The sequence below is a fragment of the Nitrospirota bacterium genome, from assembly GCA_040756155.1.
Classification (GTDB): domain Bacteria; phylum Nitrospirota; class Thermodesulfovibrionia; order JACRGW01; family JBFLZU01; genus JBFLZU01.
Genome location: JBFLZU010000095.1, coordinates 17,674 through 37,697, shown reverse-complemented (window position 1 = coordinate 37,697; position 20,024 = coordinate 17,674). Strand labels below are relative to the sequence as shown.

Here is a 20,024-nt window from a genome sequence, read left to right as displayed (position 1 = left end):
TAACCTCCGTAATCATCTCACTATTCACTCTTCACTATTCACTTCTTATGCCTGCCTCCAGAACGATACGAAATACCCAATACCAGAGATTATTCCGAAAATCATGGAAATCCAGAGTGCAATCATTCCGATAGTCAAAAAACTTATCCCGTAAATTTCGTATCCAAGCAAGAGAAACAACACCGCTACGATCTGGGTAACCATCTTATACTTACCACCACTTTCGGCAGGAATAACAATATCCTTTGATAACGCAACTGCCCTTAACCCGCTAACTGCAAGTTCTCTTCCAATTATAACCACTGCCATCCATGCAGGTATCCTCAGCATATCCACAAGAAGTATAAGTGCAGCGGCTATCAACAGTTTATCTGCAATAGGGTCAAGAATCATCCCGAGTTTTGTTACCTTACTTGATTTCCTCGCAATAAAACCATCAAGCCAATCTGTCAACGATGCGATGGAAAAGATAACTGCTGCCAAGAACTCTTTCTCTGGAGTTGGAGAGAGGAGGAGTAAAATAAATAGCGGTATAATCAGGATGCGTATAAGGGTTAACGCATTAGGAAGGTTTACCATTCTCTATCTCAAATCTCAAGTTTTATTATTGTTATATTTTTCCATCAACTCTTTCCACTTTCCCTGCGACTTCAATATAAATTCTATTGCTTCCCTCACAGCTCCTCTGCCACCTGCCCTCTTTGTAACCCAGTCTGCAATCTTTATTACATCTTCCTCTGCATCTGATACTGCAATGGAAAGCCCTGCACACCTCATAATAGGTATATCAATAACATCATCTCCAATAAAGGCGACTTCTTCGTCTTTAAGATTATATCTATTGAGTAACTCTCTATAACTTATTATTTTTTCCTTACGTCCCTGGAAAATATCTGTCACTCCGAGCTCCGATGCCCTTCTCGACACAACATTGGATTCCCTTCCTGTCAGAAAGGCAATAATAATCCCAACCCTCTGAGCCATCTTTATACCATGACCGTCCCTTACATGAAATCTTTTGAATTCATTGCCATTGTTATCGAGTATTATCCCACCATCGGTCATAACCCCATCAACATCGAGGATAAGGAGTTTTATCTTCTTTGCCTTTTCTTTTATCTTTGCCCCTTGCCCCTTGCCCCTTCCCCCTTGTTTCATACCACTCCTGCTTTTAGAAGATCGTGAAGATGGATAATACCTTCTGGCTTTTCTTCTTCATCAACTATTATCAAAGAGGTTATCGAGTATTGCTCCATAACAGCAACCGCCTTTGCAGCTAAGGCATCTTTCTGTATAATCTTGGGATTCTTAGTCATAACCTTTTCAGTGACTTCATTGAGGAGATTAATATCCTTTTCAATTAACCTTCTCAGGTCGCCATCGGTAATCACCCCTCTCAGTTCACCTCTTCTATCTATCACACATGTTATCCCCAGTCTCTTTGAGGATATCTCAAAGATTGCATCCTTAACAGGGGTATCTACATATACCACAGGTATGCTCTTTCCTGTATGCATCAGGTCACCAACTGTTAGTAGCAGTTTTTTCCCGAGACTTCCCCCTGGATGAAAGAATGCAAAGTCTTCTTCTTTGATTCCTCTTTTTTCAAGCAGCGCTACTACTAATGCGTCACCCATTGCAAGGGTAGCAGTTGTACTTGCTGTTGGAACTAATCCCATAGGACAGGCCTCTTCTTTTACGCTTACATCTATCACAATATCGCTCACCTTTGCGAGAGAAGACTCAGATGCACCTGTAAAAGATATAAGTTTGATATCTAACCTCTTTATCACAGGAACTATCCTGTTTAGTTCCTCTGTCTCACCGCTGTTAGATATGGCAATGACGACATCCCCTCTTGCTACCATGCCGATATCTCCATGTATCCCTTCTGCAGGATGGAGAAAAAATGCAGGAGTTCCAGTACTTGCAAGGGTGGCTGCAATCTTTTTACCGATGATCCCTGATTTCCCCATCCCTGTGACTACAACCTTTCCCTTACAGCTATAAATAGCCTCAACTGCCTTAACAAAGTTCTCATTTACCCTTTCAATAAGAGATGCTATTGCATCTGCTTCGATTCTTAAAACCTTCTTGGCATCCTCAATAATCATTTTTTCTACCTCTAACAATCTCATCAATCATTTTTACCTGCGACAGGAGTGAAGGAAGGTCCTCTAATCGCATCGTATTAGGACCATCACATAACGCCTTTTCTGGAGAATCGTGCACCTCGAGAAAGAGAGCGTCACATCCTGCTGCTACCGCAGCCCGTGCTATATAAGGGATCATATCCCTATTACCCCCTGAGGCATTACCTCTGCCACCTGGTAATTGGATGCTATGTGTTGCATCAAATACTACAGGATAACCATATCTCCGCATCAATGGCAGTGATCTCATATCTGCTACAAGATTGTTGTATCCAAATGATACACCTCTCTCGGTAAGCAATATATCCCTGTTTCCAGCAGATGTGATTTTCTTTATTATATTCTCAACATCCCACGGTGCAAGGAATTGTCCTTTTTTAATATTAATCGGTTTACCCGATTTTGCGGCGGTGACAATAAGGTCTGTCTGTCTACAAAGAAATGCAGGTATCTGTAAGATGTCGAGCACCTTTGAGGCAGGTAAGATCTCATCTATACTATGAACATCTGAAAGAAGCGGTATTTTGAGGTTATCCTTAATAGTCTTCAGTATCCTGAGCCCTTTACGAATCCCTGGTCCTCTATATGAATTTAGTGATGTGCGATTTGCTTTATCATAAGAAGACTTAAATATAAGTGGTATGTTGTGAGATCTGGCTATTTCCTTCAGTCTCTTTGCAATCTTCGTGGTTGAGTCCTCAGATTCAATAACACATGGTCCTGCTATAAGTACGAGCGGATTCTTTCCTCCTATCTTTATTCCTCCGACTTCAACCACCCTTGTATGGGGAAGGGATAAACTATTACTCAAAGAGTACTCTCCTCTCTCTTATGGATGCAGCAATGAAGTCCCTGAAGATGGGATGTGGCTCCATAGGTCTTGATTTAAATTCGGGATGGAACTGACATCCAAGAAACCATGGATGATCATCTATCTCAACTATCTCAACGAGCTCACCATCGGGTGAGGCACCGGTTATTCTCATCCCATTTGATTCAAAAATATCCCTATAAGTATTATTAAACTCGTATCTATGTCTGTGCCGTTCTGATATCTCTTTTGTCCCATACGCCCTATAAGCAAATGACCCTTCCGAAAGAATACATGGATATGCCCCAAGACGCATCGTTCCTCCCTTGTCGGACTGGGCATTCCTTATCTGTACGATATTCTCTTTCCAATCGTACCATCTCTCCATTAGATATATTACAGGATACGGAGTCTTCTCATCAAATTCCTTGCTGTTTGCTTTGGGAAGTTTACATACATTCCGTGCAAACTCGATAACAGCACATTGCATTCCGAGACATATCCCTAAGAATGGAACCTTCTTTTCTCTTGCATAACGAATAGCCTCTATCTTACCCTCAATGCCTCTCGAGCCAAAACCTCCCGGAATAAGTATCCCATCAACCTCAGATAGATACCTTTCTGGTCCATCCCGCTCTATATCCTCTGCATCTACCCATGATATATCCACATGCACATCATTCGCTATCCCACCATGGGTTAACGCCTCTATAAGACTCTTGTATGAATCTCTAAGGTCTACATATTTCCCAACAAGTCCGATAACAACTTTCGCCTCTGGATGTTTCATGTTATCAACAATCTTTTCCCACTTATTTAAGTCTGGTTCCCGGATATTAAGAGCAAGCATCCTGACTATCTGATCGTCAAGTCCTTCTTGATGGAATACAAGTGGAACCTCATATATCGTATCAACATCCTTTGCGGTTATTACTGCCTCTGTCTCAACATTGCAGAAGAGAGCAATCTTTCTCTTTATATCCTGTGAGATAATCCTGTCTGTTCTACATAGCAGGATATCAGGCTGAATACCTATTGCCCTGAGTTCTTTTACACTGTGTTGTGTTGGTTTTGTCTTCAGCTCTCCAGCAGCGTTTATGAAAGGCACAAGCGTAAGGTGTATATAAAGCACATTCTCCCTTCCTACATCAAAACGGAACTGTCTTATAGCCTCAAGAAAAGGAAGACTCTCTATATCTCCTATAGTGCCTCCGATCTCAACGATTACTATATCAACATTATTTGCGACAGATCTTATAGCACTCTTTATCTCATCGGTTATATGTGGAACCATCTGAACAGTTCCACCAAGGTAATCACCTTTCCTTTCCTTTATTATAACATTGTGGTATATCTTTCCGGATGTGAAGTTGTTCTTCTGCGAGGTACGAATAGTGGTAAATCTTTCATAATGACCTAAATCAAGATCTGTCTCGGCACCATCATCTGTAACATAGACCTCACCATGCTGAAAAGGGCTCATAGTACCCGGATCTACATTTATATATGGATCGAGCTTCTGGATTGTAACCTTCAGTCCCCTGCTCTCAAGCAGAGCACCTATAGAAGCGGAGGCGATGCCTTTACCGAGAGAGGATACTACACCACCTGTTACAAAGATAAATTTAGCCATTAGATTCGCTCCGCTCACTACAAGCCTTTAGCCTTTTGGCAACCTTTTCCACATCTTCTATTGTATCAACACCTATTGTATCGAATGTCGTCTCTCTCACTTTTATCTTAAATCCATTCTCGATCGCCCTGAGCTGTTCGAGTTTTTCCAGAGATTCTAATGACGAGGGTTGCAGGCTGGAGAGGGTGAGCAGGACATCTCTCCTGTAACTGTAAATCCCAAGATGTTTATATGCCGTGAATCGTGAATCATGAATCGTGAATCGTAAGATACATTCTATTTCATGCTCCAAATCAGCAATCTGCATTCCGCAATCCGCAATCTTCCAATCGTCCCTATGAAAAGGTATTGGAGACCGTGAGAAATAGATAGCAAATCCATCTCTATCAAAGACAACCTTCACCACATTCGGGTCAAGGAGTTCCTCAACATCGTTTATTTTCTTGCAGAGCGTCCCGATGGACGCTGATGGCTCTGTATTAAGTATATCCACAACAGAATCAACCATCTCGGGCAGTATTAAGGGTTCGTCTCCCTGAACATTAACAATTATATCATAAGAGATACTTTTAGCCACCTCTGCAATTCTGTCACTGCCTGATTGATGTTGTGGAGATGTCATTACAACCTCGCCACCAAACCCTTTTACTGCATCAAATACCCGCATGTCATCTGTTGCAACAATTACCCTTTCTATCATGGTAGCCTTTGATGTCCTTTTATATACATGCTGGATCATAGGTATGCCGAGTATCGTGGTAAGAGGCTTACCGGGAAATCTCGTTGAGTTAAATCTTGCCGGTATTATAACCACAGCCCCCATTATTCTAACATCTCCTGGATCACATATGTTGGTTTACGCTGTAACTCATAATATGCCCTCGTCTGGATTTCCGCTAAAAGACCTATCGTTATGAATTGCACACCAATAATAATAAGTAATATAGCCAGCAATAGCAGTGGGCGATTACCTATATTGTATCCATATACGAGTTTAATAAATGCTAAATACACCGCAAAACAGAACCCGATACCACCAATGATAAGTCCTATCAGCCCAAATATATGTATAGGCTTTGTAGAATAACTGAGAAGAAACTTTACAGTTAAGAGATCAAGAAATACCCTGAGTGTCCTCGATATACCATATTTTGAACTCCCATGAATCCTTGGACGATGATTTACTTTAATCTCAGTAACACTAACCCCCATCCAGCTTGCTATTGCTGGAATGAATCTATGCATCTCACCATAAAGATTGATGTTCTTTATAACATCTTTTCTGAATGCCTTTAGTGTGCAGCCGTAATCATGAAGTCTAACCTTTGTTATCAACGAAATCAGATAGTTGGCAACCATGGATGGAAGCCTCCTGGAAATAAACGGATCTTTTCTTTTATACCTCCAACCACTAACGATGTCATATCCTTCATCAAGCCTTTCAAGCAATAAAGGAATATCATTAGGATCGTTCTGCAGGTCGCCATCCATGGTTATTATAATCTCACCCCTGGCAAGGTTAAAGCCTGCAGAGAGCGCAGCGGTCTGACCAAAGTTCTTTTTGAATCTTATTACCTTAACCTTTTTATCCTTCTCGTGTATCTCCTTCAAAATCTTAAATGTCTGATCGGTACTTCCATCATCTATCATTATGATTTCATAAGACTTATCTTGGGTGGCGAGCGCAGAGGTCAATTCCCTGTAAAGAGCCATTACATTGTTCTGCTCATTCTTTAATGGTATTACTATCGATATATCAACCATGTGAGGCATATGTTTTTAGCTCCTTGAAGCTCAACCTTCCCCTCCAGATGTAAAAAAGTCCTAAAAGGGTACTGGGTATAATGTTTATTGCCCATAAGATAAGTGTAAAACTCTTGGCAATAATGGAATCAACACCTAAAAGGATAAGCCCGCTTGCACATGCAAAATGGAATGTCCCTATATAGCTTGGAGCAGAAGGTATCATAACTACAATAGCGATCAATATCAGCACAAATATAGAACCAATGAATGAAGGTCCATCAATGTAAAATGCAGGATAGAGGATATGTATGCCTAATGTCCCTAACAACCATAAGACAATAGAATAGATGAAGACTATAAAGAGATGCCTCCCCTTACCAAGAACATCGAGACCTACAACAAAAGAATCAATAAGTAAGAGAATCTTTGCAGAAAACCTATTGGGAAGAGGTTTAAGTATAAACTTTACAATCTTTGATGCTGTGAGGGTATAATGTTTAAGGAGAAAAAGAAATAGTACCCCCCCTCCGAATATCAATAGAAGGATTACCCATGCTCCTTTTAATTTTGAAATAGTAACATCAGAACTGAAAGGTGGAAACAACAGTACTACGATTAAAAATAAAATCACAAGAGTCCCGTCAAATATCCTCTCTATTACAATCGTCGCAAATGCAGAGCTTTTGCTTATTCCCTCCTTTTCTCCAAGCGCATATGCCCTCACAAACTCACCTATCCTTGCGGGTAACAGATGATTCACAGCAAAACCTATCACTGTTGATGAAAAGAGATTTTTAATGGTAGCATTATGTATAGGCTCGAGGAGGTATTGCCACCTTTTTGCCCTGATAAAGTACATCGAGAGGTTAATTGCTATCGCGGGTATGAGGTATATGTAATTGGCGCCTTTGAGTGCATTAATCAATGCGTTAAAGTCAACTTTTCTTAAGAAAAGGTAAAGAAAGATAACACTTATCCCTGAGCTGATCCAGTAAGTTACAGAGAGTTTCTTCTTTTGTGTAGACTCTGACACATTTGAATTTTGGGAAGAGTTTAATTTCATATCTCCATAATCTCAGCCTCTTTGTGTGAAAGTAGAGAATCGATGTCTTTTATGTGGGCGTCTGTTATCTTCTGTATTTCTTCATGAAATTTTCGTGAGTCATCTTCAGCTATCTTCTTATCTTTCTCAAGCCTTTTTACCTCTTCATTGCCATCTCTTCTGATGTTTCTTACAGCAATCCTTGTATCCTCTGCCATCTTCCTTGCCAGTTTTACTAACTGCTTACGTCTCTCTTCAGTCAGCGGTGGAATCGGAAGCCTTATGATTTTGCCATCATTCGATGGTGTAAGACCGAGATCAGACTTCAGTATAGCTTTTTCTATATCACCTATAATCCTCGGCTCCCACGGTTGAATGGTTATAAGTCTGTTTTCTGGAATGCCAAGTGTGGCAATTTGATTTACAGGTGTTGGAATGCCATAGTAGTCAACAAGGATGCTATCTAAAAGAGCTAATGATGCCCTTCCTGTCCTCAGCGATGCGAACTCTTTCTTAAGGTTTTCCACCGCACTTTTCATCCTCAAGGCAATCTTTTTCTTTATCTCGGCATCCATAATAAAAGTATAGGTGTCAGTTACTTTTCACTTTCACTTTCACTTTCCACTTTTCACTATCGTCCCAAGCTTCTTACCCTCTAATATCCTCCTTATATTCCCTTTCTTTCTCAGGTTAAACACAATTATTGGAAGGTTATTTTCCATACATAGCGAAATAGCTGTGGAATCCATAACCTTTAGTTTTTTCTTCAGAACATCAAAGAATGTGAGCTCATCATATCTTTGGGCCTTTGGATTACTGATCGGATCATCGCTGAATACCCCATCGACCTTTGTCCCTTTGAGAATTACCTCTGCTCCTATCTCTATCGCCCTGAGGGCTGCTGCTGTATCGGTTGTAAAATAAGGATTTCCGGTTCCTGCAGCAAAGATAACAACCCTTTTCTTCTCAAGGTGTCTTATCGCCCTCCGTCTTATATATGGTTCTGCAAGTGCCTTCATCTCTATTGCTGACTGAACCCTTGTTGTAATACCGAGTCTTTCGAGTGCATTTTGAAGTGCAAGGGCATTCATAACTGTTGCAAGCATCCCCATATAATCTGCGGAGGTTCTTTCCATTCCCTTTGCGCTTGCAGACAGACCTCTGAAGATATTACCTCCACCAATTACAACTGCAATTTCAACTCCAAGTGAAGAAACTTTCTTTACTTCTTCAGCTATAGAATTTATGACATCAGGGTCAATCCCATAAGGTGTTTCGCCTATAAGCACTTCACCGCTTAATTTCAAGAGGATACGATTATATTTAGATCTCAATCCTTCTGTACCCCTCTCCCAGGAGGTATCTGGTAAAACGTCTAATAATAATGTTTTCACCAAGTTTTGCAATCTTCTGGGCGACAATATCCTGTACGGTTGTATTACCTTCTTCGTCCTTAATAAAGGGTTGTTCCATCAAACAGTTGTCTCGATAAAATTTATCGAGCTTGCCTTCTACTATTTTTCTAATAACCTCTTCTGGTTTTCTAGATCCCATTGCTTGACTTCTATATATCTCACGTTCCTTTTCAATCATTGCCTCGGGGATATCTTCCCGATTTATCCATGATGGAGCTGTCGCAGCAATCTGCATTGCTATATCTTTTACCAGTCCATGAAATTCATCTGTCCGTGCTACAAAGTCTGTCTCACAATTTACCTCTACAAGTACTCCTATTTTACCCCCTGTATGTATATAAGAAGCAATCAGCCCCTCTGTAGCAATCCTGCCAGATTTCTTTGCAGCCTTTGAAAGCCCTTTTCCCCTGAGTATCTCAATTGCCTTTTCTATATTACCATCAGATTCTGTGAGGGCACTCTTACAGTCCATTACTCCTGCCCCTGTCTTTTCCCTTAATTCCCTAACTACTTCTGCAGAAATCACCATTTTCTTACTCCTTCCCAACCTCTACATTTCCTACAGTCTCAGGTTCTACTGCGGAGAGGGATTTCTGTGCAAGCCCTCTACCCTCTATTATAGCATCTGCTATCTTGGAGGTTATCAGTCTTATCGCCCTTATTGCATCATCATTGCCTGGTATAATATAATCTATTCCATCAGGGTCACAGTTAGTATCGACGATAGCGATAACCGGGATACCTACCTTTTTAGCCTCAAGAATAGCAATCCTTTCTTTCTTAGAATCTATGACGAATACCGCTCTAGGGAGAGACGGCATATCCTTTATGCCACTGAGGTTTTTCTCAAGCCTCATCCGTTCCTTCTCAAGTATTGCAATTTCTTTCTTTGGCAGTTTCTCATAAGTTCCATCATTCTTCATCGCTTCAAGTCTTTTAAGCTTTTCAATACTTTTTTTAATAGTACTGTAATTTGTGAGCATACCTCCAAGCCATCGTTGATTGACATAGTAAGCATTAGCCTTCTGTGCCTCTTCAGATACCGAATCCTGCGCCTGTTTTTTGGTTCCCACAAAAAGGACATGCTCACCTCTCTGAGAAACATCCCTGACAAAATTATATGCCTCCTGAAATTTGGCAAGCGTCTTCTGTAGATCAATTATGTAAATACCATTTCTTTCACCAAAGATATATTTTTTCATCTTTGGATTCCATCTTTTTACCTGATGTCCAAAATGAACTCCTGCCTCAAGAAGTTCTTTCATTGTTATTGATGACATATATTTTGCCTCCTTACAATAAGAAACAAATCAAATTAAAATACCATACCAATTGGTATTTTGCAACAGTTTTTACTATTCAGGTTCGGTATGAGGCATTCATTTTTATATAATCTGGACTCATATCCGTAGTCCATATATTTACTGAACTATTGCCTATATTGAGGTCTACCGTTACCCTGAAACGCTCTTTTTTTAAAATCTTTGATGCCTCTACCTCAGCGAAGGCGCTAACCCTTACACCACACTCTACCACCTTCAAATCGTCAAAAGAAATATCTATTCTTTCCTCGTATACATCTACGCCAGAGTTACCTATAGCTACCATAATTCTTCCCCAGTTTACATCTCCACCATAAAATGCAGTCTTCACGAGTGGGGAATTTGCTATGGAAAATGCAATATTCTCAGCGTCTTCTAAGGTGGATGCACCATCCACCAATATCTCAATAAACCTGGTAGCGCCTTCACCATCTTTCACCAGCATCCTCGCTAAACTCTGAGTAACATTGTTAAGTGCAGATTGAAACAGGGAAAACTCCTCTGTAAATATTTGATTGATTGGCCTGTTTTTTGCTATACCATTTGATAATGCAATAACTGTGTCATTTGTGCTTGTTTCGCCATCAACAGTAATCTTATTAAACGATGACTCTACAGCGTTTTTCAGAGCGTAACTTAGACTTGTTGCATCAATCGCAGCATCTGAAAGGATAAATGAAAGCATCGTAGCCATCCCTGAAACCCCTGAACCTTGTCCTGAATCAAGTTCAGGATCAAATTCAGGGTCAGGGCAGGCTCCTGAAACAGGGTTCAGGGCAAACTTAGGATGTATCATTCCAGAACCCTTTGCAATACCGAGTATAGAAACCCTTTCCCCCCCGATAATTACCTCTTCGAAGGCAAGTTTTGGAAATGTATCTGTAGTAGTTATCGCCTCCGCTGCATCACTGAAACCCTCTGGAGATAATTTCTTCACAGCCTTTTTAATACCAGCCTCTATTTTTTCCATTGGTAGTGGTTTACCAATAACACCTGTAGATGATACATAGACACCCCCTCGATTTATACCGAGGTTTTCTGCTGCAATTCTTGACATCTCGATGGCATCTCTGTATCCTTGTATCCCTGTGCAGGCATTTGCGTTTCCACTGTTGGCGACAATTGCCTGTCCCTTTCCTGATTTAATCCTCTCTATGCAGAGACGGACAGGGGCAGCCTTTATCTTATTAGTAGTAAACATACCTGCAGCAGAAGATTCAACCTCTGAGAAAATTAGAGCCAGATCTTTCCTCTTTTGCCTTTTTATACCCGAGAAAATCCCTGATGCCTTAAAACCCTTAATCTTGAATCGGGTATCGTGAATCGTAAATCTCTTCGTCATGGGAAAACCCCTGCCAGCATAAGACCTTCTCTCTCTTCAAAACCAAACATAACATTCATATTCTGAACAGCCTGTCCTGATGCGCCTTTAACAAGGTTGTCTATCGCAGCTATGACCACCACACGCCCTGTCCTTTCATCTACCTTTATCCCGATATCACAATAATTTGAACCTATCACATGCTTTGTATATGGATAACGTCCATCTTCACACATACGAATAAATGGTTCGCCTCTATAGTATTTACCATAAATTGTGAGGAGTTCTTTTGTGCTATACCCCTTAACAAGATTGGCATATATGGTGCAAAGTATGCCCCTATCCATTGGAATAATGTGTGGTATAAATGAAACCCTTATATCTTTCCCGGAAATCTTACTTAACTCCTGTTCTATCTCTGGTGTATGTCTATGTCTTCCGACGCTATAGGCGTATACACCTTCATTGATCTCAGAAAAAAGATAAGATTGTTCTACTTTTCTGCCAGCACCTGATACCCCTGATTTTGCATCAATATTTATCTCGTTGATGTCTATAATATTTTCTTCAATCAGTGGTGCAACTGCAAGGATAGAGACAGTGGGATAACATCCAGGGTTCGCTACTAATGTGGCATCCTTTAAATCTTTTCTATTTAGTTCTGTCAAGCCGTAAACCGACTTCTCTGCTGCATCCTGTCTCCTGTGTTTAATCCCATACCACTCTTCATAAAGGGTTATGTTTTTTAATCTAAATATTGCCGAGAGGTCTATAACATGTTTTCCTTGATCCCATAGGTCCACCCCTAAGTCCATGGATGCCTCATGTGGCAGGGCTAAGAATATTAAATCCGCTGATTTTGACAGCGTCTCAGGGTCAGCAGATTGAAAATCCATATCAATCAATCCCTTAAGGTTGGGGTAAACTTCATGTATTGGTCTTCCTCTGAATCTTTCAGATGTTACAGTAACAATCTTGACCTTTTTGTGAGAAATAAGTATACGGAGGAGTTCACCTCCAACATATCCACTACCACCTGCAACCGCTACTTTAAGCAAGTATGACCTCCAATAGTCCTAAATTATATAAAAAAAGGGAAGGCATCGCTGCCTTCCCTACGGGTCGTGAACCCTCCAGTGCGAGCCTCATTATCTCTTGGAGTACTGGAACCTCTTTCTTGCTCCTTTTTGACCATATTTTTTCCGTTCCTTTACCCTTGAGTCTCTTGTTAAAAAACCTTCTTTCTTCAACCGAGCCTTCAACTCGGAATCGATCTCTAATAATGCCTTAGCTATACCATGTTTGATAGCTCCAGCCTGACCTGATATACCACCTCCATACACATTCACATACACATCATACTTACCGATTGTATTTGTTAGTTCAAGGGGTTGACGGACAATCATTTTCAGCGTCTCTCTGCCAAAATATTTATCTAATGGTTTATTATTTATAGTGAATTCACCTTTTCCTGGTTTTAGAAAGACCCTTGCTATAGAACTCTTTCTTTTGCCTGTTGCATTATAATATATCTCTGCCATAAAAATTTCCTCTTACGGATTTAATTTGAGTTTTAATTTAAGCATCTGGGGCTTCTGGGCACTGTGTGGATGCTCATTACCTCTGTAGACCTTAAGTCTCTGCCTCATAGTTCTACCGAGTTTATTTTTGGGCAGCATCCCCCATATAGCCATTCTCACTACCTTTTCTGGATTTTCTTTAATCAATTTTTCTGCGGTCGTTGCCTTTAGACCACCTGGATAACCTGAATGATGGTAGTAAACTTTGTTTAAAACCTTTTTCCCTGTAAGTCTTACCTTCTCTGCATTTATTACTATAACAAAATCTCCCATATCCACACTGGGGGTAAATACAGGCTTGTGTTTGCCTCTGAGTATAGCTGCCACCTGCGAAGCAAACCTCCCCAGAATCATACCTTCACCATCAACTACATACCAATTTTTCGCAATATCTTCTTTTCTTGCCATAACAGTCTTCATTATTCTTAATCTGAGATGTCTTTAAATAAGTTCTGAAAAAATATAATAAAATGCTACCTTTTGTCAAGAGAAAATTGAGAGGTGTTCGGAGACTCTTTGCTACTTCTCAACAATACCTTTTAGTTTCGAAAAAAATATCTGGAGCAGAAGGCCGAAGAATGCACCGATAAGCCCACCTATTCCAATAATAAAGATAAATATAATAGACAGATAGATTATAACAAGTGGTTTAAAGTTACCTATCTCCTTACCGAAAAGGCACTCCATATCCCTTCTTGCGGCATCAAACCACCCACCCTCGAACTCTTTACCAAAGAAGGTCTCAAGAGAGCCAGAAACAGCAATAGCAGTTATCACGCCTGCAATGCCACCAATTAAGATCCCCCTTTTTATACCCGAAAGCCTTCCCATACAGGTAAACATTTATCATATAAAAATTTTTTAATCAAGCAGATTGACACAGAACGGTATTTTATGTATCTTAAAAGTGGACACTATGAAGATAAACCTAAAGAAAAACACACTTCAGGGGAAGATACTCTTACCTTTTATATTCCTGTCTTTTCTTGCAATCATAGTAGTTGTCCTGTTTGTTGGTGAGATACTAACCCATCGGATGGAAGAAAGCACAACAAAAGAGATAATCTCATATAAGGATACGGTTGAAGGTTTTTTTAGAGATAAAGAAAAACAGGCGATCCTTTATGCTGAACTCCTTGCCGATGAAAGGAGGATATTGAAGAACTATGGTGGAAAACAGCTTATGGGGCTTTCCCATCTGGGTCTGTTCATGCAGGAAGGCCTTAAGATATACCTTGAACCATTACGGTATCTAAAAGAAGGAGATACAACACAAAAAGAGTTAATAAAGAAAGGCTTATCTGGCGAACTTATATCAGGGTTTATCCCAAAGCCCCAAGGCGATGCAATTAAACTCGATTTCGATGTCATGGCACCTATCGATAGAGGCGAGATTATCATGGTTGGGTTCGGTTTCGATGACGAATATTTAAAACGAATAAAGAAAAAGATAGGAAACGATATTTTTATTCTTTACGGGAATAGAATTGTGGCATCTACCTTGAAAACACCAGACGAGAAAAAAGAGATACAGAAAAAGATCACGCCAGAGCTTATTGACAAAGTGACAAAAAGGGGGGAGTCCGTAGTCGAACGGCTCTTTTTTGAAAAGAAACAATACAAAGCTATATTTGCACCCCTCAAGGGAAATGGGGTTAGTAAGGCTATATTCGGTATTGTTATGTCCACGAATGACCTCGTCCTTGCAAAAAAGAAGATCATTGTTAATTATATCGCAATATCCCTATCAATCTTGGTTGTCCTGAGTCTTATAAACTATCTTATTGTAAAAAGAAGCCTTAGACCCCTCAAAAGGCTTTCAGCAATGGCAAACAGGGTAGCAAGAGGCGACCTTTCGCAGAGGGTTAATATAGAATCATCTGATGAAATTGGTATAGTGGCATCCTCATTTAATAATATGGTTAAGTCACTCATAATGGAACAGGAAACGCTCAACCTTACCATCAAACAGATGATAAGACAGGAAAAATTTGCCTCTATTGGAGAAATAGCAGCCGGGATTGCACATGAAATTGGAAACTCCCTCGCAATAATTGTGTCGTATTCCAAACTCCTACTTAACAGGGGTTATGATGAAGATACCAGAGAATGCCTTAACTACATAAGGGATGCCGCCACGAGGATGGACAGGATTACTAAAAACCTCCTCATGTATGCAAAGCCCTCATACCAGCAAGAGCCCTTAGATATAAACAAGGTCATAGAGGACTCCATCTCCGTCGTCACCTTTCAGTATGGAGAAACAAATACCTGCAGGGTTGAGAAAAAATTCAGCGAAAATCTCCCCCAAGTCATGGGAAATAAGGGTGAACTTCAGCAGGTCTTTATAAATCTTTTTATCAACTCTATGCAGGCTATGCCTGATGGTGGCACTATATCAATCTCCACTGAACAGGTAGATAAGGATATCGTTATAGAGGTAATCGACACTGGAGAGGGCATCCCGCAGGAAAACATTGGAAGGATATTTGATCCATTTTTTACCACAAAGCCCAAAGGCACAGGCCTTGGACTCAGTATAACCCAGCGTATAATAGAGAACCATAAGGGAGAAATTATGGTATGCAGCGAATTGGGTAAAGGTGCATCCTTTATAATAAGACTACCAGCTGCTCAGTGATCCTGAAGAATTGTCTTCTTCCTTTCTTCTTCGACAAGATGCTCAAATTCTAAAGGGTGGTCCTCCATCAAATCATCCATCGAAATCTTCCCTGTAAGCCATATCCAGCTCATAGGAAAGACACGGCTTTTGAGGTGAACATTGTAGAAATGCCAGATGATTCCGAAGAAAAGGGCAATCAATGCCTCAGTGCTGTGTGAGACATATGCTACTCCCCATATCCAGAAGGACGACCATCCTGGAAGTATATTCGCAGTGGTAGTTGGAAACCAGTACATGAGACCTGTTACAGTCATCACAAAAACAATAACCACTACAAGCCAGTAATCGAGTTTCTGCATATAGGTATACCTCCCGAATTTAGGTCTTTCTTCAGAGACTCCCGTGAGATATTTTATATTTCCCCAGCAGTCCTTGATATCTTTAACCCTCGGGAGCATATCGCCCCCTAACCTCTTCTTAATTGCAAGGTGAACAAGATAACCAACATGGTATACTGCATTTGCAATGAGGACAATAGCCCCAAATCTATGGACATGGCTCGCCATCTCAATCCCTCCCCATAGGTTAATCCATGCCTGGGATAACTTAAGCTCAGGGTATTTCAGTGTAAAACCTGATGCAGCTAAATAAAATACTGATGTAAACAGCACTATGTGCTGAATCCTGTAGTGGATATTCATTCTTTCTACCTCTTTCGGCAGATTCCTCAGAAGAATCCTCAGGAAAAGTTTTCTGTAAATCTCTTTCTCTTTTCTCCTTTTTGCAGTTATTTCTGCATAGATATCAAGCACTAAATGGATGAATAGCAGGGCAACGATAAAGACTATCAGCAATACCATGACATTCCTTACATAGAATGTGATCGGGTTTCTCTTTGCGTCAATGGGCCTGTGTGTGAAGGCACGGGAAAATTCCTCTGTTGCCCCTTCATGACATCTTGAACACAGTTTCACCTTATTGTTTCCAAAGACAGGAGATTCAGGGTCATTATGGCTTTTTATATCATGGCTACCATGACAGACTACACAGTTCGGCGTCTCCATGCTTCTGAATCCATATCTCCTTCCATGAAAATGGGCTCTGTAGGACTCAACAACATAGATGTTCAATCCATATCTTGATGCAATTGTCTTATCACTGTGACATCTTGCGCATGTCTCCACTATTCTTTGTCGTGATGCAGAGGATGAAGGGTCTAATGAGCTTTTAATATAATGTGGGGGATCATGGCAGTCCGTACAGAAGGCAGCTTTTTGAACCCCTTCTTTAAAGATCGCCTTGCCGTGTATACTCTTCTTGAAAACTGTATATTCAGTAGGGTGGCAGCTAACACATGCAGCAATTGTTATGCTGTCTTTTCCTTTTCCTTTCAGAAACTTAGCCGTTTCTTTTACCTCTTTTGATGCCATATCTTCGGAGACGATATGCGTCATTTTCTTAAATCTTATCGCATGGCAGCCTGTGCACTCCAGTTTCCTGTGGACGGAGTTCAGATATTCCTTTTCATCCACAAATTTTTCATCCCGAAGTTTACTGTGGCAGATTATGCATTTTGCCTCTAAATCATCTGATGCACTGATGGCAAACGGCAATATCAATATGGTGAAGAAAAAAAGGCAGGCAAAAAGTCTACTCAGATTCTTTCTTGTAAGAGATATTGTATTTTTTGAGCTTCTCATAGAAATTTGGTCTCGGCATCCCAGCCTCCCTTGCAGCTCTACTGACCCTCCCCTCATGTTTTTTCAGAAGCAACAGTATATACTCTTTCTCAAAGCGTTCTTTTGCCTCCCTGAATGTAAGGGCATCATAAGATGGCATCTCTATTTTTGATGTATCCCTTAATTCATCAGGCAGAGTTGAGATATCGAGCTGTTTCCCATCTGACATCAGAACACCTCTTTCTACGAGATTCTCGAGTTCCCTCACATTACCCGGCCAGTGATAGTTCAATAAAAACTTCATGAGTGTTGGTGAAACCGTTTCAACCGATTTTGAGAATTTCTGGTTGTATTTAAGAACGAAGTAATGAAGAAGAAGTGGTATGTCTTCTTTTCTCTCCCTCAATGTAGGTAGATTTATGGTGAATATATTTATCCTGTAAAAAAGGTCTTCTCTGAAATTCCCTGCCTCTACTTCTTTTTTGAGGTTTTTATTTGTTGCTGATATAATCCTCACATCAACAGTAAAAGGTTTTCTCCCCCCCACCCTAAGAATCTGACCATCCTGGAGAACTCTGAGAAGTTTAACCTGAAGGCTTGGAGGCATCTCACCTATTTCGTCAAGGAAAAGCGTCCCTCTGTTAGCTGTCTCAAATAATCCCTCCTTTGATCTTACAGCACCTGTGAATGCGCCTTTCTCGTATCCAAAGAGTTCACTCTCAAGAAGTGTTTCAGGAAAGGCAGAGCAGTTGATGGAGAGGAATGTCTTATCAGCCCTGAGGCTATTTTTGTGGATTGCTTTTGCAATGAGTTCTTTTCCTGTGCCACTCTCACCCTGAATCAGCACAGTGGCATCAGTGGGTGCAACCTTCTCTATAAGAGAGAATACCTCTTTCATATCTTCGCTTTCACCAATGATATTCTCCCTCTCCTGTATAGCCCTCAATTTCTCTCTGAGATATCTATTTTCGTCTAAAAGTCTCTTATGTTCAAGGGCGTTCTTTATCGTTACCTCTATGGCATCCGGGTCAAATGGTTTTGTTATGTAGTCATACGCCCCAATCTTTATCGCCTCAACAGCGGTCTCAATGGTTGCATATGCTGTGATAAGAATAACTGGGACGCCAGAATTATATTCTTTTACATTTCTTAGAACCCCTATTCCATCCATCTTGGGCATCTTGAGATCAGTAATAATCAGGTCTGGGTTTTCTTTTTTCATTATCTCGATACCCTCCTGACCGTCTTTGGCGACAAAGACTGTAAAGTCCTTCAGCAACCGTCTGAACATCTCCCTCATGCCAAGTTCATCGTCTATTACGAGGATCCTATCTTTGTTATCTGCATACATACTTGATTCCTTAAATCCTAATCAATCGGTATCCTGATAAAAAAAGTCGTTCCCTCACCTTTTTTACTTGTAAAACTAAGTTCACCTTTGTGACTTTCTATTATCCTGTATGATATTGGTAACCCCAGCCCTATTCCCCAGCCACCTTTTTTGGTAGTAAAAAGGGGATCAAAAATCCTCTCCTTCATTTCATCAGGGATCCCCTCACCTGTATCAGCAATCTTTAGTTCAAGTATATTATTAACCCGTCTGCAGTTTAAAGTCAACTCTCCTCCTGATGGCATTGCCTGAACTGAATTAAGAATTATATTAAAGAATGCCTCTCTCAACTGTCTTTCATCGCCTTCTACATGGGGAAGCCCCTCTTCGTATTCCCTCTTAACACTGATACCCTGCGCCTTTATCTGGCTATCTATATCTGCAATACAGCTTTCAAGACAATCAATCATATCACAATAAGTATATTGTATCTCTGACGGTTTAGCAAACGCCATAAGGTTTTCAACAACAGCCTTTGCCTTTTTCGCCTCCCTCATTATAGTTTCTACATCTCTGTAGTGTTCACCTTCTTCAGGAATTTCTTTCTGAAGCACCCTTGAGAAACCGATTATTATATTTATTATATTGTTAAGCTCATGTGAGATTCCACCTGCCATATCCATGAGTTCCTTGCTCTTCTCTTCAATCTGATCCTGCTTCTGTTTCAACCCATCAATCATCTGGTTAAAACTCCTCTCCATTATCTCTACTTCGTCACGGGATGGAGGCTTTTCAATCTCTTCACCGAATCCTGTAAATGCCATGACCCTACGACTGAGCTTCTCGACTGGAGCAGTAATCTTTTTTGAGAGGACCATAGAAAGCAGTGTTCCGATAAACATAAAAAAGAGGGTAAATGCAAATGCCTCAAGCAAAACCTTTCCCATCCTTGGGAAGAAACCATCAAACCTTATTCCAACCTCAACTTTACCTATAGCCCGTCCATCAGAAGAGACGGTTTTAGATACTTTCATTATCTCTTTATTTTCCGTCTTCAGCTGGCCATCGGTCTGTGCGACTATATCACCCTCAGAGTCGGTTACCAACACATAGGCAAACATCTTCTTTTCTTTTACATTCTCAAGAATATTTGCAATACCCTCATAGTCACGACTCAATAAAAGATCCGGGATAACTGACGCAAGTGTCATTGCAAAAAACTCCCCTTCCCTTCTAATATCCTCAGATATCCGATTGAGGTCATTTACTACAAAGATAAAGGAAAGGACCCAAGATGTGAGAAGTACGAAGGCTATAAGGGAGAGGGCAATCTTAAATCTGAGGGTCTTAACTGGAAGTCTTATCATCT

General features: G+C 40.5%; 21 protein-coding genes. 1 reads left to right on the top strand and 20 read right to left on the bottom strand.

Going from position 1 to position 20,024, the window contains the following annotated elements; translation table 11 throughout:
- Positions 1-45: 45 nt before the first annotated feature.
- From pgsA to AB1488_09160, 17 genes are all read right to left on the bottom strand, one after another.
- The gene (gene pgsA, locus AB1488_09240) at positions 46-579 is read right to left on the bottom strand and encodes a CDP-diacylglycerol--glycerol-3-phosphate 3-phosphatidyltransferase (protein ID MEW6410273.1); all 534 of its coding nucleotides are present in this window, start codon (positions 577-579) and stop codon (positions 46-48) included.
- A gap of 15 nt (positions 580-594) precedes the next feature.
- The gene (locus AB1488_09235; GenBank protein MEW6410272.1) at positions 595-1,158 is read right to left on the bottom strand and encodes an HAD-IIIA family hydrolase; all 564 of its coding nucleotides are present in this window, start codon (positions 1,156-1,158) and stop codon (positions 595-597) included.
- Positions 1,155-2,114 carry a KpsF/GutQ family sugar-phosphate isomerase gene (locus AB1488_09230; GenBank protein MEW6410271.1) on the bottom strand — a complete coding sequence of 320 codons (960 nt, stop codon included), beginning with the start codon at positions 2,112-2,114 and terminating at the stop codon, positions 1,155-1,157. The genes AB1488_09235 and AB1488_09230 overlap by 4 nt, the downstream gene beginning before the upstream one ends.
- Positions 2,104-2,964: a 3-deoxy-8-phosphooctulonate synthase gene (gene kdsA, locus AB1488_09225; protein ID MEW6410270.1), complete on the bottom strand. Its 861-nt coding sequence runs from the start codon at positions 2,962-2,964 to the stop codon at positions 2,104-2,106. Before kdsA ends, AB1488_09230 begins: the two co-directional genes overlap by 11 nt.
- A complete protein-coding gene (locus tag AB1488_09220) occupies positions 2,957-4,597 on the bottom strand; it encodes a CTP synthase (GenBank protein MEW6410269.1) in 1,641 nt (546 codons plus the stop codon). Before AB1488_09220 ends, kdsA begins: the two co-directional genes overlap by 8 nt.
- Positions 4,590-5,420: a 3-deoxy-manno-octulosonate cytidylyltransferase gene (kdsB, locus tag AB1488_09215; GenBank protein MEW6410268.1), complete on the bottom strand. Its 831-nt coding sequence runs from the start codon at positions 5,418-5,420 to the stop codon at positions 4,590-4,592. Before kdsB ends, AB1488_09220 begins: the two co-directional genes overlap by 8 nt.
- Positions 5,420-6,370 carry a glycosyltransferase family 2 protein gene (locus AB1488_09210; GenBank protein MEW6410267.1) on the bottom strand — a complete coding sequence of 317 codons (951 nt, stop codon included), beginning with the start codon at positions 6,368-6,370 and terminating at the stop codon, positions 5,420-5,422. The genes kdsB and AB1488_09210 overlap by 1 nt, the downstream gene beginning before the upstream one ends.
- The gene (locus AB1488_09205) at positions 6,354-7,376 is read right to left on the bottom strand and encodes a lysylphosphatidylglycerol synthase transmembrane domain-containing protein (protein MEW6410266.1); all 1,023 of its coding nucleotides are present in this window, start codon (positions 7,374-7,376) and stop codon (positions 6,354-6,356) included. Before AB1488_09205 ends, AB1488_09210 begins: the two co-directional genes overlap by 17 nt.
- A 26-nt stretch (positions 7,377-7,402) precedes the next feature.
- Positions 7,403-7,960, bottom strand: coding sequence for a ribosome recycling factor (frr, locus tag AB1488_09200; protein MEW6410265.1), 558 nt, complete (start codon positions 7,958-7,960; stop codon positions 7,403-7,405).
- Positions 7,961-7,999: 39 nt separating this feature from the next.
- Complete coding sequence (gene pyrH / locus AB1488_09195) at positions 8,000-8,719, bottom strand: UMP kinase (GenBank protein MEW6410264.1); 720 nt, start codon at positions 8,717-8,719, stop codon at positions 8,000-8,002.
- A complete protein-coding gene (gene tsf / locus AB1488_09190) occupies positions 8,709-9,326 on the bottom strand; it encodes a translation elongation factor Ts (protein MEW6410263.1) in 618 nt (205 codons plus the stop codon). The genes pyrH and tsf overlap by 11 nt, the downstream gene beginning before the upstream one ends.
- 7 nt (positions 9,327-9,333) lie before the next feature.
- On the bottom strand, positions 9,334-10,080 hold the full coding sequence (gene rpsB / locus AB1488_09185; protein ID MEW6410262.1) for a 30S ribosomal protein S2: 747 nt from the start codon (positions 10,078-10,080) through the stop codon (positions 9,334-9,336).
- Positions 10,081-10,159: 79 nt separating this feature from the next.
- Positions 10,160-11,464, bottom strand: a complete 1,305-nt coding sequence (locus AB1488_09180; GenBank protein MEW6410261.1) for a bifunctional ornithine acetyltransferase/N-acetylglutamate synthase — start codon at positions 11,462-11,464, stop codon at positions 10,160-10,162.
- Complete coding sequence (argC, locus tag AB1488_09175; GenBank protein ID MEW6410260.1) at positions 11,461-12,501, bottom strand: N-acetyl-gamma-glutamyl-phosphate reductase; 1,041 nt, start codon at positions 12,499-12,501, stop codon at positions 11,461-11,463. Before argC ends, AB1488_09180 begins: the two co-directional genes overlap by 4 nt.
- A gap of 90 nt (positions 12,502-12,591) precedes the next feature.
- Positions 12,592-12,984, bottom strand: a complete 393-nt coding sequence (gene rpsI, locus AB1488_09170; GenBank protein ID MEW6410259.1) for a 30S ribosomal protein S9 — start codon at positions 12,982-12,984, stop codon at positions 12,592-12,594.
- 12 nt (positions 12,985-12,996) lie between these two features.
- Positions 12,997-13,443, bottom strand: a complete 447-nt coding sequence (rplM, locus tag AB1488_09165; protein MEW6410258.1) for a 50S ribosomal protein L13 — start codon at positions 13,441-13,443, stop codon at positions 12,997-12,999.
- 99 nt (positions 13,444-13,542) lie between these two features.
- The gene (locus tag AB1488_09160) at positions 13,543-13,854 is read right to left on the bottom strand and encodes a hypothetical protein (GenBank protein ID MEW6410257.1); all 312 of its coding nucleotides are present in this window, start codon (positions 13,852-13,854) and stop codon (positions 13,543-13,545) included.
- Positions 13,855-13,939: 85 nt separating this feature from the next.
- Here AB1488_09160 and AB1488_09155 point away from each other — a divergent pair, with 85 nt between their 5' ends.
- A complete protein-coding gene (locus AB1488_09155; protein ID MEW6410256.1) occupies positions 13,940-15,664 on the top strand; it encodes an ATP-binding protein in 1,725 nt (574 codons plus the stop codon).
- Here the strand turns inward: AB1488_09155 and AB1488_09150 are convergent.
- From AB1488_09150 to AB1488_09140, 3 genes are all read right to left on the bottom strand, one after another.
- Positions 15,658-17,346 (bottom strand): hypothetical protein, encoded by a 1,689-nt coding sequence (locus tag AB1488_09150; protein MEW6410255.1) that lies wholly within the window; start codon positions 17,344-17,346, stop codon positions 15,658-15,660. The genes AB1488_09155 and AB1488_09150 overlap by 7 nt on opposite strands.
- Positions 17,297-18,676: a sigma-54 dependent transcriptional regulator gene (locus AB1488_09145; GenBank protein MEW6410254.1), complete on the bottom strand. Its 1,380-nt coding sequence runs from the start codon at positions 18,674-18,676 to the stop codon at positions 17,297-17,299. The genes AB1488_09150 and AB1488_09145 overlap by 50 nt, the downstream gene beginning before the upstream one ends.
- A 17-nt stretch (positions 18,677-18,693) precedes the next feature.
- Positions 18,694-20,024 (bottom strand): HAMP domain-containing sensor histidine kinase (locus AB1488_09140; GenBank protein ID MEW6410253.1); only part of this gene is annotated, 1,331 nt, incomplete at its 5' end.